This window comes from Pseudonocardia wallangbongensis (assembly GCF_054486945.1).
Map to the genome: position 1 here is coordinate 182,966 of NZ_JBRERS010000004.1, position 15,089 is coordinate 198,054.

The 15,089-nt window shown below is 74.5% G+C and carries 12 protein-coding genes; 3 read left to right on the forward strand and 9 right to left on the reverse strand.

Features of this window, described 5'->3' with window-relative positions; translation table 11 throughout:
* Positions 1–47 precede the first annotated feature (47 nt).
* Positions 48–3,323 carry an exodeoxyribonuclease V subunit gamma gene (gene recC, locus ACU436_RS15970; protein WP_459025985.1) on the reverse strand — a complete coding sequence of 1,092 codons (3,276 nt, stop codon included), beginning with the start codon at positions 3,321–3,323 and terminating at the stop codon, positions 48–50.
* Positions 3,324–3,636: 313 nt separating this feature from the next.
* Between recC and ACU436_RS15975 the strand changes: the two genes are divergently transcribed.
* The 3 genes from ACU436_RS15975 to pgm all read left to right on the forward strand — a co-directional run bounded on the left by ACU436_RS15975 (position 3,637) and on the right by pgm (position 6,611).
* Entirely contained in the window at positions 3,637–4,026 is a 390-nt protein-coding gene (locus ACU436_RS15975) for a hypothetical protein (protein ID WP_459025987.1), read from the forward strand.
* A gap of 68 nt (positions 4,027–4,094) precedes the next feature.
* Positions 4,095–4,916, forward strand: coding sequence for an NmrA family NAD(P)-binding protein (locus ACU436_RS15980; RefSeq protein ID WP_459025989.1), 822 nt, complete (start codon positions 4,095–4,097; stop codon positions 4,914–4,916).
* Positions 4,917–4,985: 69 nt separating this feature from the next.
* Positions 4,986–6,611, forward strand: a complete 1,626-nt coding sequence (gene pgm / locus ACU436_RS15985; RefSeq protein WP_459025991.1) for a phosphoglucomutase (alpha-D-glucose-1,6-bisphosphate-dependent) — start codon at positions 4,986–4,988, stop codon at positions 6,609–6,611.
* Positions 6,612–6,658: 47 nt separating this feature from the next.
* Here pgm and ACU436_RS15990 read toward each other — a convergent pair whose 3' ends face one another.
* The 8 genes from ACU436_RS15990 to ACU436_RS16025 all read right to left on the reverse strand — a co-directional run bounded on the left by ACU436_RS15990 (position 6,659) and on the right by ACU436_RS16025 (position 15,064).
* Positions 6,659–7,156 carry a DUF2127 domain-containing protein gene (locus tag ACU436_RS15990; protein WP_459025992.1) on the reverse strand — a complete coding sequence of 166 codons (498 nt, stop codon included), beginning with the start codon at positions 7,154–7,156 and terminating at the stop codon, positions 6,659–6,661.
* A 136-nt stretch (positions 7,157–7,292) separates the two neighbouring features.
* Complete coding sequence (locus ACU436_RS15995) at positions 7,293–8,072, reverse strand: hypothetical protein (protein ID WP_459025994.1); 780 nt, start codon at positions 8,070–8,072, stop codon at positions 7,293–7,295.
* Complete coding sequence (locus tag ACU436_RS16000; protein WP_459025995.1) at positions 8,069–9,487, reverse strand: Na+/H+ antiporter NhaC family protein; 1,419 nt, start codon at positions 9,485–9,487, stop codon at positions 8,069–8,071. The genes ACU436_RS15995 and ACU436_RS16000 overlap by 4 nt, the downstream gene beginning before the upstream one ends.
* 39 nt (positions 9,488–9,526) lie before the next feature.
* On the reverse strand, positions 9,527–11,128 hold the full coding sequence (locus tag ACU436_RS16005) for an N-acyl-D-amino-acid deacylase family protein (protein WP_459025997.1): 1,602 nt from the start codon (positions 11,126–11,128) through the stop codon (positions 9,527–9,529).
* Positions 11,125–12,555, reverse strand: a complete 1,431-nt coding sequence (locus ACU436_RS16010) for a Na+/H+ antiporter NhaC family protein (RefSeq protein WP_459025999.1) — start codon at positions 12,553–12,555, stop codon at positions 11,125–11,127. The genes ACU436_RS16005 and ACU436_RS16010 overlap by 4 nt, the downstream gene beginning before the upstream one ends.
* Positions 12,552–13,670, reverse strand: a complete 1,119-nt coding sequence (gene menC / locus ACU436_RS16015; protein ID WP_459026001.1) for an o-succinylbenzoate synthase — start codon at positions 13,668–13,670, stop codon at positions 12,552–12,554. Before menC ends, ACU436_RS16010 begins: the two co-directional genes overlap by 4 nt.
* The gene (locus ACU436_RS16020; RefSeq protein WP_459026003.1) at positions 13,671–14,321 is read right to left on the reverse strand and encodes a MurR/RpiR family transcriptional regulator; all 651 of its coding nucleotides are present in this window, start codon (positions 14,319–14,321) and stop codon (positions 13,671–13,673) included.
* Positions 14,318–15,064: a GNAT family N-acetyltransferase gene (locus ACU436_RS16025; RefSeq protein ID WP_459026005.1), complete on the reverse strand. Its 747-nt coding sequence runs from the start codon at positions 15,062–15,064 to the stop codon at positions 14,318–14,320. Before ACU436_RS16025 ends, ACU436_RS16020 begins: the two co-directional genes overlap by 4 nt.
* Positions 15,065–15,089: the final 25 nt, after the last annotated feature.

A 15,089-nucleotide genomic window follows, 5' to 3' on the forward strand; every position in this document is an offset into this window, starting at 1 on the left:
GTCGCTAGGTGCGAGCGATGGTGCCGTTCGGCCCCCGGGGCGCTCTCTCATAGCCGCACCACGTCCTCCGTCGTGAGCAGTGGGGACCACACCTGCAGCGCGAGCGTGCCGAACCTCGTGGGCTCCCCGCCCGGCGGCCCCTCCGGGGTGAGCACCTCGGGGCCCGCGCCCGGACCCCAGGCCCGCACGTGTGCGGTGTCGGCCCGCTCGGCACCCGCGCCGGCGGTCCACTTGCGCAGCGCCTCGTCGAGTGCGCCCGCGGGATCGGCGCCACCGCGGCGGCGCGTGGCGTAGATCTCGCCGGTGATCGTGGGCAGCGGCAGCGGCTCGCGCAGCCCCGCCCGCCGCAGCGCCACGAGCTCGGCGAGCTCGGCGGCGGCGCGGTCGGGGTCGAGGGGGCCGGCCGTGGCCTTCGCGAGCCCGAACCGCTGCCCGCGCCCGATCGTGACGGCGCGCCACGGCTCGCGGGTGGCCGCGGTGAGCGCGAGCAGCCGCACCCACGCCCGGATCCGCTGCTTGGCCGCGAGCCGCGAGTACTCCACGCGCAGCAGCACCGCGCCGTGCAGCCCGCCGAGCGTGCCGACGACGCGGGTGCCGTCGGGCAGGGTGACGTCGACGTCGCGGTCGCCCGCGTCGCCGGCCAGGTACGGCTGGGCCGCGTCGACGATCGGCTCGACGTCGTCGAGCACCCGGTGCAGGACGTGCTCGCCCAGCGTGCCCGGCGGCAGCTCCCCGCGGCGCCACTCGGCCTGCCGGCAGCGGTCGAGGGGCCGGCCGGCCAGCCGGTCGCGCAGCAGCCGGTCGCCGATGGCCCACATCGCGAGCCCGTCGAGGTCGACCGGCAGCGCGTCGATGTCCTGCTCCTCCGCCGTGAACAGCGAGAGCCCCACCCGCTGGCGCAGGAACTCCTTCACCGGGTGCTCGACGAACGCCACCAGGTCGTCGAGCGCGACCACGGGATCGTCCTCGGCCGGGGGGAGCGGGGCGGCGAGGAACGGGGCCGCCGGCACCTTCGCCCCGGCCGCCGCGACCGCGCCCGCCAGCTCGGCGCGGTCGAAGCTGAACGGGGCCGGTCCGGCGAAGTTGCGCGGGTCGAACGGCTGCAGGGGGTGGCGGACCACCACCTGGTCGAGCGCCTCCGGCCCCGCCGTGGTCGCGACGGCGTCGAGCAGCTCCCCGAGCGGCACGGCCGGTGGGCGCCGCGCGCCGCTGCGCTCGTCGGCGCCGGAGTGCACCACGACGAGGTGCTCGGTGGCGGCGCAGATCGCGTCGAGGAAGAGCTGGCGGTCCTCGCTGCGCGGGTCGCGCTCGCCGACGAGCGGCTCGCGGGCGAGCAGGTCGTCGCCGTCGGGCATGCCGGCGCGGGGAAAGGCGCCGTCGTCCAGGCCGAGCAGGCAGATCACGCGGTGCGGCACCGACCGCATCGGCACCAGCGTGGCGACGGTGAGCGTGCCGGTGCGGAAGTTGGCCCGGGTGGGGCGGCCGCGCAGCCGTTCGGCGAGCAGGCCGCGGACGTCGGCCAGCCCCAGCTCGACCGTGGTGCCGTGCGGCCCGGCCGCCCGGACCGCCGCGGCGAGCTCGGCGCGCGCCTGCACTCCCTGCCACTCGTCGGTGCCGGTGACGAGCGTGAGCGCGTCGAGCCCGTCCTGCAGCGCTGCGGCCCACCGTTCGAGCGGCTGCTGCCCGCCCAGCCCGGCGAGGACGGCCGCGACCCGCTCGACGAACTCCGCGAGCCTGCCGACCCGCGCGACGTCGCCGGACTCGACCTCGTCCATGGGCAGTGCGGTGCCGAGCCAATCGTGCTCCGCGCCCGACATCGCGACGCCGAGGAGCAGCCGGTCGAGGCCCGCCGACCAGGTGTTCTGGCCGAACCCGTCGAGCTGGAACGGCGCCCGGTGCGCGCCGTCGAGCCCCCACCGCACCCCGGAACGGACCACGAGCTCGCGCACCCGCTCGAGATCGGCCTCGTCCAGGTCGAAACGCCTGCGCACCGGTGCGGTGCCGAGCAGGTCTAGCAGCTGGGACGTGGTGGCGCGCGAGTCGGCGAGCTCCAGCAGCTGCGCCACCGTGTCGAGGAGCGGGTTGACCTGGCGCAGCGCGCGGTCGGCCAGCCGGACCGCCAAGCGCTGGCCGGGGTGGGCGTCGGGGCCGTCGGCGAGCCCGAAGCGGGCCGAGACCAGCGGGGCGAACGTCTCGACGTCGGGGCACATGACGAGCACGTCGCGCGGCTCCAGCGTGGGATCGGCCTGGAGCAGCCCGAGCACGACCTCGCGGAGCACCTCGACCTGCCGGTCCGGCCCGTGGCAGGAGTGCACCTGCACGCTGCGGTCGCCGGGCGGCAGCTCGAACCCGCCCTCGGGCGCGCGGTCGTCGCGCAGGTCGGCCTGCAGCCGCTCCAGGAGCGTGACCGGCGGGCGGTCCGCTGCCGGGTGGTGCGTGTCGACGCACCCCGTGGGCAGGCGCAGCTGCAGCTCGCGGGCGTCGCGGCCGAGGGAACCCAGCAGCGGGTGGCGGGGCGTGCCCGCGGCGGGGTCGGCGCGGCGGGGCGGGACCGCGGGCGGCACCACGACCGCCGCCCACAGGGCGGGTGACGGGTGGGGCAACCACAGGTGCACGTCGCGGTGCTCGGCGAGCGCGGCCAGCACCGCGAGGTGCTCGGCGGGCAGGCGGGTGGGCCCGAAGATCGACACCCGTGCCGGGAGCGGCACCACCTCCGGGTCGGCGCGCAGCGCGGCGCACGCCGATTCGAGGCGCTCGGCCGGCGACGGGGCGCCGACGCGCTCGCGCAGCCGCCGCCACAGCTCGGGCTGCCACGCGAGGTCGGCCGCCCGGCCGTCCGGAGCGCTCATGCCGGCCAGCCATCCGGTGAGCAGCGCGGGCCGGTGGGTGGCGTAGGAGGCGAAGAGGTCGGTGAGGTGGCGCGCGACGGCGTAGCGCCGACCCCGCTCCGCGTGACCGACGTGGGCGCCCAGCGGGGCGCACCACTCCTCCCCGACGCTCGCGTCGATCACCTCCAGCAGCGGCCACACCGCCCGCTCCGGCCGCCAGGGGTCGTCCTCGGGGTCCAGGCCGGTGGCCGCCGCGACGACCTCGGCCACCACCGCGGCGGGGGAGGGGAACGCGACGCCCGCGCACACCCCGTCACCCCGGTCGCCGGCCGCGCCCAGCCGGTGGGCCAGCCGCTGCGCCAACCACCGCTCCACGCCCCTGGCCGGCACCGCCACCACCTCCGTGGCGAACGGGTCGGCAGGCGGCTCGGCCAGCAGCTCCCCGAGCGCGCGGGCCAGTGTGTCTGCCCGTTCGGCCCGGTGCAGGTGCCACATGGCTGAGCCCCCCTCGTTCACGTTCTGCGCACACGCTAGGCGCGGGCGGTGACAGACCCCGACGGGGGCGCGCCGGTTGTCCACAAGTCACCGAGCGCGAGTGCGAAACCGGAGCACGTCGGCTCGCGAAGGAGCCGCTCGGCAGCAACGGCGGCCGACCGCCCACGCTGGGTGATCATCCACTCCGTGCGTTCGCTACCCACCGTGATCAAGGTCGGAAATCAACACGATGGTGTTATCCCGTTTCCGCCCGGCTAACGGAAAGCTGTGACACGCGCGATCACCGGGTACAGGACGCGGAGGAAGGGGTCGGATGAGCGCCGACAGGAGCGACGCGACGACCGGACCGCTGGTGCCGCAGCAGCGCGGGGTACGCGATGCGGCGCGGGCGGAGGTCCTCGCCCGGCACGGCCGGCTCACCAGGGCGGGTCGCCCGATCTTCTGCCGGCCCAGTCGCGCCGAGGCGGAGGGCAGGGCGTTGCACCGCACCGGATCGGACGGCAAGGTGATCTACTCGACGCGCGAGGACGCCGAGGCCGCGGCCCGCGAGCTGGAGGCGCTCGGCGCCCGGCCGCTGCGCTCCTACATCTGCGGGCGCTCCCGGGGCGGCCACTTCCACCTCACCACCGACTCGGCCCCGCGCACCGGGCACCTCCCGCTGCACCTGCGCATCCCGCAGCAGCGCACGCCGCTCTCCGCATAACGGACGAAACCCTTGACCTGAAGTCGACTCGAGCTTCTAGCGTCGCCCGCGACGAAAGGAGTTCGACTGTGACGACACTTGTCACGGGCGCCACCGGGAACACCGGGCGCCACGTGGTCGCAGAGCTGGTTCGCCGGGGTGAGAGCGTGCGGGCCCTGACCCGGAACCCGTCCGCGGGGACGTTCCCGGCGGAGGTCGAGATCGTCGCCGGCACGCACACGTCGCCGGGAGAGCTGGGCCCCGCCCTCGAGGGCGTCGACCGCCTGCACATCACCGTGACCGCAGGGCTCGCCGAGGTCGGGCCCGAGCTGGTGCGCCGGGCGGTCGATGCCGGGGTCGGCCGCATCACGGTGGTGTGGGGCGGCTGGGTCGGGCCGGTCGAGCAGGCCGTCGCCGAGTCGGGCGTGGAGTGGACCCGCCTGGAACCGCAGGAGTTCATGTCGAACACGCTGACGTGGGTCGGGTCGATCCGCGACGAGAACGTCGTGCGCGAGCCGTACGACTTCCCGAGCGCGCTGGTCCACGAGGCCGACATCGGGGAGGTGGCGGCGATCGCGCTGCTCGACGACGGCCACGCGGGGCGCGCCTACAACCTCACCGGGCCCGAGTCGCTGACCTCGCGGGCCCGGATCGCGCTCCTGTCCCGGGCCGTCGGCCGCGACATCGCCTTCGTCCCGATCACGCACGAACGGGCCGTCGACCGGCTGATGGGCACCGGCGTGTCCCGGGCGGACGCCGAGTTCGTGATCGGCTGGTACGCCGACCCCGGGGACGCCGCCACGACCGTCGTCGACACCGTCGAGAAGGTCACCGGGCGCCCGGCGCGCACGTTCGCCCGGTGGGTGGCCGAGCACGCGGAACGCTTCGAGGAGCCCCGCGTCGGGGTGTGAGCGGGTGCGGGGCGGTGGTCGGCGGTGGCAAGGTGTCCGGGAACCGCTGCAGCACCCCGGGAGCGCGCCATGCCGAACCACCCCCGCGCCGGAACGCCCGCGCAGCCCGAGGACCTCGTCGACGTCGAGGCCCTGCTGGCCGCCTACCACGACCGCACCCCGGACCCCGGGGACCCGGCGCAGCGGGTGGCGTTCGGGACGTCCGGCCACCGCGGGTCGTCGCTGCGCACCACGTTCAACGACGCCCACATCGCCGCCACCAGCCAGGCCATCTGCGAGTACCGGGCCGCCCAGGGCACCGACGGGCCGCTGTACATCGGGCGCGACACGCACGCGCTGTCCGAGCCGGCCTGGACCACCGCGATCGAGGTGTTCCAGGCCAACGGGGTGCACGTACTCGCCGACGCGGACGGCGCGTTCACCCCCACGCCGGCCGTCTCGCACGCGATCCTCACCCACAACCGCGGCCGGGCGGGCGGGCTCGCCGACGGCGTGGTCGTCACGCCCTCGCACAACCCGCCCGCCGACGGGGGATTCAAGTACAACCCGCCGAACGGCGGCCCGGCCGACACCGACGCCACCTCCTGGATCGCCGACCGTGCCAACGGGCTGCTGCGCTCCGGCCTCGCGGGCGTCCGCCGCGCCCCGCTCGACCGCGCAGGCCTCGCCCGCCACGACTTCCTCGGCGCGTACGTCGCCGACCTGCCGTCGGTCGTGGACCTGGACGCGGTCCGGTCGGCCGGCGTGCGCATCGGCGCCGACCCGATGGGCGGGGCGAGCGTTGCCTACTGGGGGGCGATCGCCGAGCGCCACGGGCTGGACCTGACCGTCGTGAACCCGGCCGTCGACCCGCGGTTCGGGTTCATGACGCTCGACCGGGACGGCAAGATCCGGATGGACTGCTCGTCGCCGTACGCGATGGCATCCCTCGTGCAGCGGCGCGGGGAGTTCCGCATCGCCACCGGCAACGACGCCGACTCCGACCGGCACGGCATCGTCACCGCCGACGGCCTGATGAACCCCAACCACTTCCTCGCCGTCGCGATCGGATACCTGTACGCCCACCGGCCCCGCTGGTCACCCGACGCTGGAGTGGGCAAGACGGCCGTCAGCTCGTCGATGATCGACCGCGTCACCGGCGACCTCGGCCGCAAGCTCGTGGAGACCCCCGTCGGGTTCAAGTGGTTCGTGCCGGGCCTGCTGGACGGCTCGATCGGTTTCGGCGGCGAGGAGAGCGCGGGCGCGTCGTTCCTGCGCACCGACGGCGGCGTATGGACCACCGACAAGGACGGGATCATCCTCGCGCTGCTCGCCTCGGAGATCACCGCGGTGACCGGGCGCACGCCGAGCGAGCGCTACCGGGAGCTCACGGAGCGGTTCGGCGAGCCCGCCTACGCCCGCACCGACGTGGCCTGCAGCCCCGAGGACAAGGCGAAGCTCGGCCGGCTCGCCGCCGCCGACGTGCGCGCGACGGAGCTGGCCGGGGAGAAGATCACCGATCGGCTCACGAGCGCCCCGGGCAACGGCGCCGCGCTGGGCGGGCTGAAGGTCGTGACGGAGGCGGGTTGGTTCGCGGCCCGCCCGTCGGGCACGGAGGACGTCTACAAGGTCTACGCGGAGAGCTTCCGAGGCCCCGAGCACCTGAGGCGCATAGAGAAGGAGGCCCGGGAAGTGGTGGCGGCCGCGCTGAGCTGAAATAGCGTTATGGAGCCGTGGTGCTGTTTTCGAGCCTCTGAACAGCATCAAGGATCCATAGTGCGGGCGTTGCTGATCGCCCGCAGCAGGCGGTATTCGCGTAGGACGAATACGATCACCATGACGTCCAGCATGGCCAGGAGCACCAGCACGGCCGATCCCGTGTGGGCTGCGCGGATCAGCTCGTAGGCGACGAACACGGCGAGGACCGCGGCCGTCACCGGGTACGCGGGCCGAACCTTTCGCAGCAGCGCCCAGACCAGCCCCAGCTTCAGGATGCCGTGCAATCCCAGGTACACGAGCACGAACGTGCGGCCGCCCGAGGCGAACTCCGCGGTGCCGGCCACGAGGTGCCGGGTGAGGAAGCCGTCCGGCGGGCCGAGCAGGTCGCGGCCGACGACCTCGGCGACCAGCCGGTGCACCGTGGCGGCGGGCACGAGCAGCAGCACCACGGCGCCGACCAGCTCCGCGGCACCGTCCAGCGCCTTCAGGAGGAGCGCGGCCCTGAACCACCGCTCGGTGCGGCCCGCCCGGACGTCGGCCATGGACGACTTCTACCAGCACTCGGACCGCGACTCGCGTGCATCCAGACCGCGACTCGCGGGCTCGAGGCCTCCCATCTCCGCGAGTCGCGGTCTCCGTGCGCGCGAGTCGCGGCGTGAGTGCACCCGAGTGGGGGTGTCACCGGCCGCCCAGCCGGGCGAGGTCGCGGCAGGTCGCCGCGAGCAGGTCGCGCAGGAGCGGCCCGGCGAGCTGCTCGTGCACGTCGACGACGGGGCGGCCGGCGCGGAGGTCTTCCTGGTACCGCTCGCGATCGGCCGGGTAGGGGAGGGCGGACATCGCCGTGACGACCACGGTCTCGCCGTCCCGCTCGGCGATGGCGGCGACGTGGGTGCGCAGGGCGGTCTCGTCGGGGTGGCCGATCCAGCCCGCCTTCACCGCGACGTCCGCCGCCGGGACGCCGAGGGTGTCGGCGACCGCGTCGGGCGCGCCGAACGCCTGCTCGGGCGCTACCGCGGCCATCCAGCCCAGGATCCGTGCGGCGGCCGGTTCACCCGCGGCCGCGCGGGCGAGCGCGCCGTAGGCCGTGACGAGCTCGGTGGCGCTCACCTCGACCCCGCCGAACCAGCCGGGGTCCGCGTTCGCCGGTCGCCAGCGGACGCCCGTGGAGGCGGCCAGCCGGTCGAGGAGCCGCGGCGGCGGGCCGGCGTGCCAGATGCGGTTGGTGGCGGCGTTGTCGGAGTAGCGGATCGCCTGTTCGCCGTCGCTCGAGCGGCCGCCGCCGGCCGCCCACACGATCAGCGGCTTGGTCACCGAGGCGCAGCGCAGCCGGACGGCGCCGCGCCGGGCCGCGGTGGACCGCAGCGGTGCGCCTCCGTACTGGGGCGTGCCGAACACCTCGCCCGCGACCTGCGCGGACCCACCTTCGGGGAGCGTGGCGAGCACGTCGGCGGCCGTCACAGGTAGATCCCCAGCAGCACGGCGTAGAGCACCACGACCGGGACGAGCACCAGGTACGACGACAGCAGCTGCCAGCGCAGCGACCGGGATTCGGCCAGCCCCATCTGCCCGATCATGTCGGGGTTGGGGAACGGGCCGAGCCCGTCGGTCTGCGAGACGGCGAGCAGCACGAGGCTCCACGCCATGGGCGGCACCCCGAGCGTCGCGGCGAGCGGGCCGAACACCTGGTTCACCAGCACCGCCTGCGCCGCGGCCGCCCCTGCGACACCGACCCAGCCGATCAGCACCACGACGAGGCAGAACAGGTACGGGCTCAGCGTGGCCAGGGAGAACTGCTCGGCGACGCCGTCGTAGACGCCCATCGAGTCGACGAGCGCGAACAGCACGGCCAGCAGGAAGAACAGGAAGAAGATCCCGAGCAGCCGGCTCGCCCCGGTGTAGACCGCGCCCATCAGCTCGCCGATCGGCCGGCGCGCCGCGAGCCCGGTGACCGCGATGAGCACGATCAGCGCCACCGGCACGAACGTCGCGCCCGCCGCGGTGATCCCGCTGTAGACGACGAGCGCGACGAACGCGATCAGGAACGCGGCCGTGGTGCGCCCGGCACCGGGCGCGGGGTCGTGCACGTCCTCCAGGTCGACGGCGCGTTCGGGCGGGTATCCGAACGCGTCGGCGGTGCGGCGCTGGTTCCACCGGACGGAGAGGAAGCCGACGCCGAACATCACGGCCGCGGTGGGCAGGCCGGCGGCGAGGACGTAGCCGAGCCAGCTGACCCCCGCCGCGCCGTAGATGCTCGCGGTGATCGGGGCGAACGGGCTGAGCGTGAGCCCGGCGAGGCCGCTGAAGAAGAACATCGCCGCGGTGGCCGTGGTCGAGAACCGCAGCGCGGCGAGCAGGGGGATCACGATCGGCGCGACGATCGCCACGGACCCGGCGAGGGTGCCGAGCGCACCGGCGAGCACGGTGCACGCGATCATCACGCCGAGCTGGGCCCGCAGCTGCGTGGTGAGGCCGACCTTGCGCACCACGCTCAGCACGATGAACTCGGCGACCCCGGTGCGCTTGAGCACCTCGCCGAGGCCCGCGCCGAGCAGGATGATCACGCCGAGCAGCGCGATCAGCGAGCCCATCGACTCGATCAGCACCGGCCCGAGCGCCGCGGGCGTGGACCGCGTCAGCACCACGGCGGAGACCACCGCGCCCAGGGTGGCGAGCACCATGTCGACGCCGAGCAGGGCGAGCCCCGCGTAGACGACGATCGGGATGAGGCCCCACAGCCCCGGCTGGTCGGTCTGCACCGCGACGGCGATGCTCGCGACCAGGGCGACGCCGTAGAGCGTGGCAGCGGCGACGGCCTGCCGCCGAGACATGTCGAGCGTGTAGATGTTGATGTCGGAGACGGGGGACGAGGTCACGGCTTCTCCAAGGGGGGAGCGGAACGCAGCATGGTGGCTTTACTGCGGTTGAACCGGAGTAAGGCCACCTTGCTGCGGTCGGCGACGGAGCACTGCGCCTGGGCGAGCATCTGTGAGACCACCGTCCGCCAGCACCGGCTCCCCTCCCACCAGGACGTGCCGCACGCCCGTCGAGAGCTGCCACGGGTCGTCGTAGGTGGAGCGGTCGGTCACCGTCTCGGGGTCGAGGACGGCGATGTCGGCCACGGCGCCGGGGCGCAGGACGCCGCGGTCGGTCATGCCGAGGCGGGCGGCGGGGAGCCCGGTCATCTTGTGGACGGCCGTGGTGAGCGGCAGGTCCCCGTCCCGCACGCGCGGGCCGAGGACGTTCGTGAACGTGCCGAAGCTGCGCGGGTGCGGGCGGCCGGGGCCGTCCGGGCGCAGCACCCAGCCGTCGCTGGCCACGCTGGCGGCGGGGTGCCGCAGCACGGTGCGCACGTCGGCGGCGGCCATCGCGTGGTTCACGATCGACACGGCGCCCTGGTGCCCGGACAACACCCGCAGCGCGGCGTCGGCTGGGTCGGTGCCGAGCTCGCGGGCGATGTCGGCGATGCTGCGGCCGCGAGCGCCGGTGAAGGGGCCGGGCGGCAGGTCGGCGATCACCACGCCTTCCGGGTTGACGTCGCGGGCCATGCGCTCGCGCAGACCGCCGGCCACGCGTTCGCGGGTCGGGCCGTCGGCGAGCCGCTCCAGCATCCGCTCCACGCCGCCGTCGAGCGCCCACGCGGGCAGCCGGGAGGTGAGGGTGGTGGACGAGGCCGTGTACGGGTAGACGTCGCACGTCACGTCCACGTCGTCGGCGCGGGCCTCGTCGATGATCCGCAGGGCGTCGGCGACGGCGCCGTGGTTGCTGCGGCCCATCGCCTTGAGGTGCGAGATCTCCAGCCGTACGCCCGTGGTCCGCGCGGTGGCGACGGCCTCGCGCACGGCGTCGAGCAGGGTGTCGGCCTCGTTGCGCATGTGCGTCGAGTAGAGCAGCCCGTGGGCGGCGGCCACCCGCGCCAGCGCCGTGACCTCGGCCGCGTCGCCGTACGCGCCGGGCGCGTAGATCAGGCCCGTCGAGAACCCCCAGACGCCCTGTGCGGCGGCCTCGGCGAGCAGCGCGCCCATGCGCGCCAGGTCGGCGGGCTCGGCCGCGCGTTCCGCCCCGCCCATGGCGGCCAGGCGCAGCGCCGAGTGCCCCACCTGCAGGGCGAGGTTCACCGCGGGGCGGGTGGCGTCGACGGCGTCGGCGTAGCCGGCCGCGTCGGTCCAGGTCCAGGGGAGCTCGGCCTGGAGGAACGCCGAGGCGGAGCGCAGCGCGTCGAGGTCGCCGACGGGGAACGGCGAGAAGCCGCAGTTGCCCGTGACCAGCGTGGTGACGCCCTGCGTCACGGCGGTGTCGGCGGCCGGGTGCCCGGTGATGCTGAAGTCGGCGTGCGAGTGCAGGTCGATGAAGCCGGGGCAGACGACGAGCCCGTCGGCGTCGATCCGCGTGCCGGTCAATGAGCCGGGCGCGGCGACGGCGTCCACCCGGCCCGCCGTGACCCCGACGTCCGCGGGCCGTCCGGGAGCGCCGGAGCCGTCGACGACCGTCCCACCCGTGATCACGAGGTCACTCATGAGAGCACCGCCAGGATCGCGACGTACATCAACGAGGCCGGGATCAGCACCATCCACCCGGTGAGCAGCAGCGATCTCAGGTTCGTCGACCGGGCAAGACCCATCGCGCCGACCATGTTGGCGTTCGGGAACGGGCCGTACGTGTCGGCCTTCGACGCCCACAGCAGCACGACCACCCAGGCCCCCGCGCCGAGGCCGACCGTGGTGGCGAGTCCGCCGAACACCTGGTCCAGCAGCACGACCTGGGCCGCGGTCGCCCCCGGGACGCCAACCCAGCCGAGCAGCGCGATCGCGACGGCGAAGCCGAGGCCCGACGAGTTCTGCAGCTGCGGCCCGAAGATCTGGAGCACGACGTCGAACGGCTTCAGGCCGTCGATCACCAGGAACAGCGCCGCGAGCAGCCAGAACAGCAGGAAGATGCTCACCAGCCGGGCCGCGCCGCGGTAGAGGTGCCGCGCGATGTGGGTGGCCGGCAGCCGGGCGGCGACGCCGGTGGCGATGCCCAGCAGCGGCAGCGCGAGCAGCGGGAACGAGGTGCCGGCCGCCGTGATCGTCGCGTAGGCGACGGTGGCGAGGAGCAGCACGAGGAACACCGCGGTGGCCCGGCCGGCGCCCGCCGGCACCTCGACCTCGTCGGTCTCCAGGTCGCTGTCGGTGTAGAAGTCGTCGGTGCGCGCGCTGCGCCGCTGGATCCAGGGCACGACGATCATCGCGACGAGGAGTGACAGCACGGCGAGTGGCGCCGCGCCGTACTGCAGGTAGGTCAGGTAGCCGACGTCCGCGGCCTCCATGATCGCGACGTTCGAGCCGGCGAACGGCGCGAGCGCGAGCCCGGCGCAGCCGCCGACGAACATCATCGCGGCGGTGGCCGACCGCGTGAAACCCACGCGCGCCGCGACGGGCAGCAGGATCGGCGCCGAGATCGCGAGGGCCCCGGCGAGGGTGCCGAGGCTCGTCACGAGCACCAGGCAGGACAGCATCACGCCCAGCAGCACGGCCCGCTGGCTGCGCTGGCCGGCCATCCGCAGCACCCAGTGGACGATCGTGTGCGCCACCCCGGTGACGCGCAGCACCTCGCCGACGCCGGCGCCGAGCATGATGATCACGCCGATCGTGGTGACGAGGTCGCCCATCGACTCGCCGAGCAGGTCCCCGAAGTCGGCCGGCGTCATGCGGGCGATGAGCACCCCGCCCACCAGGCTCACGACGGTGGCGATCACCAGGTCCATGCCGAGCAGGCACAGCACCGCGTACATGGCGATCGGCAGGACACCCCACAGCGTGGGCGCGTCGGCCACGGCGCCGGCGATCGCGCAGACGACCAGGCCGGCGACGGCGATCGTGGTGGTGGCGATCCGGCGGCCGCGGCTCTGCTCCAGCTCGTAGGCGTTGGCACGGTCTTCGGCGCGGTCCGTCTGTTCGGTCATCGGGTCCCCTCGTGGGTGCGGACGGTGTTCGCCCGCACGAAGTCCTCGTCGACGTCGTGCCCGAGTCCGGGGGTGTCCCATGGCACGGCGACGATGCCGTGGTCGGCGCGGATCGGTGGGGTCACCACGTCGCGCGCGTAGTACTTGTCGGACCCGGAGACGTCCGACGGGAGGACGAACCCGGGGAGGCTGGAGAGCGCGACGTTGGCGGCTCGGCCGATGCCGAACTCGTGCATCCCGCCGCACCACACGGGGACGTCGTGCTCGCGGGCGAGGCCGTGCGCGGCGACGGCGGCGCTGAGCCCGCCCATCCGCGAGACCTTGATGTTCAGCACCCGGCAGGCGCCCACCGCGAGCGCGGTCTCCAGGTCGTGCCCGTCCACGATCGCCTCGTCGAGGCAGATCGGGGTGTCGATCGTGGCCTGCAGGCGGGCCGCGGCCATGAGGTCGCGGGGTGCGAACGGCTGCTCGATCATGGTCAGCCGGGCGGTGTCGAGGGCGCGCAGGGCGGTGAGGTGCTCGTCGTCCTCGGTGTAGGCGCCGTTGGCGTCGACGTGCAGCTGCAGATCGGGGAACTCGGCGCGGACGGCGGCCACGGGCTCGACGTCCCAGCCGGGCGCGATCTTGAGCTTCACGCGCGGGTAGCCCGCCTCGACCTGCCGGGCCACCTGCTCCACCAGCGCGTCCACGGTGGGCTCGATGCCGAGGCTGACGCCCGCGACGACGGTCCGCCGCTCCCCGCCGAGCGCCCCCGCCAGCGGCACGCCTTCCGATGACGACCAGAGCGACCAGGCCGCCATGTCGAAACCGGCCTTGGCGAACTCGTTGCCCCGCACCTTCCCCCACAGCGCGCGGACCTGCGCGGGGTGCTCCCACTCCGCACCGAGCAGCACGGGCACGAGGAAGGCCGCGCCGATCGTCCAGCAGGTCTCGACGGTCTCGGCGGTGAAGAACGGCCCGGACGGCGACGCGATCTCGCCCCAGCCCACGGCGCCGCCCGCGTCCTCGACGCGCACGAGCACGTGCTCGAGGTAGGACTTGCGGTGCGAGCTGGTCTCGAACTCGTGCACCAGCGGCAGCCGCACCTGCAGCAGCTCGATCCGTTCGATCCGCATCTATCGGTCTCCGTCCGCGTAGACGCCGAGGCGGGCCGTGAGCACGTCGCGGCGTGCGAGCCGCCTGCGCGCGCCCTTCGCGCTGGCCGCGGCGAGGGTGGCCAGGACGTGCACGACGGCGGCGACGGCGGTGGGGGAGTCGGCGTAGGACGCGCTGTCCGTGCTCACCACGACCGCGACGTCGGACACCCGTGCCACCGCGCTCCGCGCGTCGTCGGTGACCCCGACGACCGCGCCTCCGGCCGCGGCGAACTCCTCGGCCACGGCGATCGTCGAGCGGGCGTAGCGGCGCAGCGAGAACGCGACGAGCACGTCGCCCGGCCGCACGTCCGAGAGCACGTCGACCGCGCGGACGACGGTGCCGTCGATCAGGGTGACGTTGGCCATGCTGGCCGACAGGTCGGTCGCGAGCAGGGACGCGTAGGACCACGACTTGGAGCCGCCGGTGACGAACCGCCGCTTGGCCGCGACGATCCGGCGCGCGGCCTGCTCGAGCGAGCCGTCGCCCTGCAGGCGTTCCAGGGTGGTGGCCAGGTTGGCCGTCTCCTGGGCGACGACCTGCTGCAGCAGGGTGGTGGCGGTGGAGCGGCGTTGCAGGCGGGCGCCGTAGCGCTCGTCGGGGGTGCTGAGCTGCCGGTTGTCGGTGGTCACCGGGCCCCCACGCAGTAGAGGGCGGTGCGGTCGTCGACCCGCCGGCACGACAGCAGGACATGGCCCGGGCCGAGGATCCGCGCGAGCTCGTCGGCGACCCGGTCCCGCAGCTCGAGGGCGTCGTCCAGCTTCATCCTCCGCAGCTCGTCGCCGCTCGCCGGCACCGCGAACCAGCCGACGTCGCCGTCGTGCCGGCACCGGCCCCACTCCGGGACGTCGCGCGGCAGCGGCGGGACCGGGGCCCCGGTCGGCGCGTCGAGGTCCCACTCGACGACGACCCGGTCGGTGCGGCCGTTGTGGTCCTGCATGTCGTAGTAGTCGCGGTGGAACCACCGGCCTGCGGCGCCGAGCACGTCGAGGTTGAAGTGGGCGTTGCGCGCCTGCAGCGGGTCGTACGCCCAGCGCATCGTCCGCACCCCGGCGTGCCGGGCCATCTCGGCCTGGGCCCGCTTGAGCTGCCGGCCGACGCCGCGGCCCTGCGCGGCCGGGTCGACCGCCGCGGTCTGCGAGTAGTGGTAGGGCGTGCCGCCGTCGAGGCCGACGAAGCCGTAGGTGAAGCCCACCAGCCGGTCGTCCTCGTCGAACGCTCCGACGGCCGACCCGCCCGTGTGCCGCAGCGCGGACAGCAGCTTCGGCGTGAACGCGGGATCATCGCCGGGCAGGCCGAACACCTCGCGGTAGAGCCGGACGGCGGCGAGCCGCTCGACGGTGGTGGCGAGGGGCCGGGTGGTGATCCCGGGCATGCTGCTCCCAACGGTGATACCTGAC

Coding starts and splice junctions, on each gene's coding strand:
- recC (WP_459025985.1), bottom strand. CDS start 3,323: ATGTGGCACCTGCACCGGGCCGAACGGGCAGACACACTGGCCCGCGCG.
- ACU436_RS15975 (WP_459025987.1), top strand. CDS start 3,637: ATGAGCGCCGACAGGAGCGACGCGACGACCGGACCGCTGGTGCCGCAG.
- pgm (WP_459025991.1), top strand. CDS start 4,986: ATGCCGAACCACCCCCGCGCCGGAACGCCCGCGCAGCCCGAGGACCTC.
- ACU436_RS15990 (WP_459025992.1), bottom strand. CDS start 7,156: ATGGCCGACGTCCGGGCGGGCCGCACCGAGCGGTGGTTCAGGGCCGCG.
- ACU436_RS16005 (WP_459025997.1), bottom strand. CDS start 11,128: ATGAGTGACCTCGTGATCACGGGTGGGACGGTCGTCGACGGCTCCGGC.
- ACU436_RS16010 (WP_459025999.1), bottom strand. CDS start 12,555: ATGACCGAACAGACGGACCGCGCCGAAGACCGTGCCAACGCCTACGAG.
- menC (WP_459026001.1), bottom strand. CDS start 13,670: ATGCGGATCGAACGGATCGAGCTGCTGCAGGTGCGGCTGCCGCTGGTG.
- ACU436_RS16025 (WP_459026005.1), bottom strand. CDS start 15,064: ATGCCCGGGATCACCACCCGGCCCCTCGCCACCACCGTCGAGCGGCTC.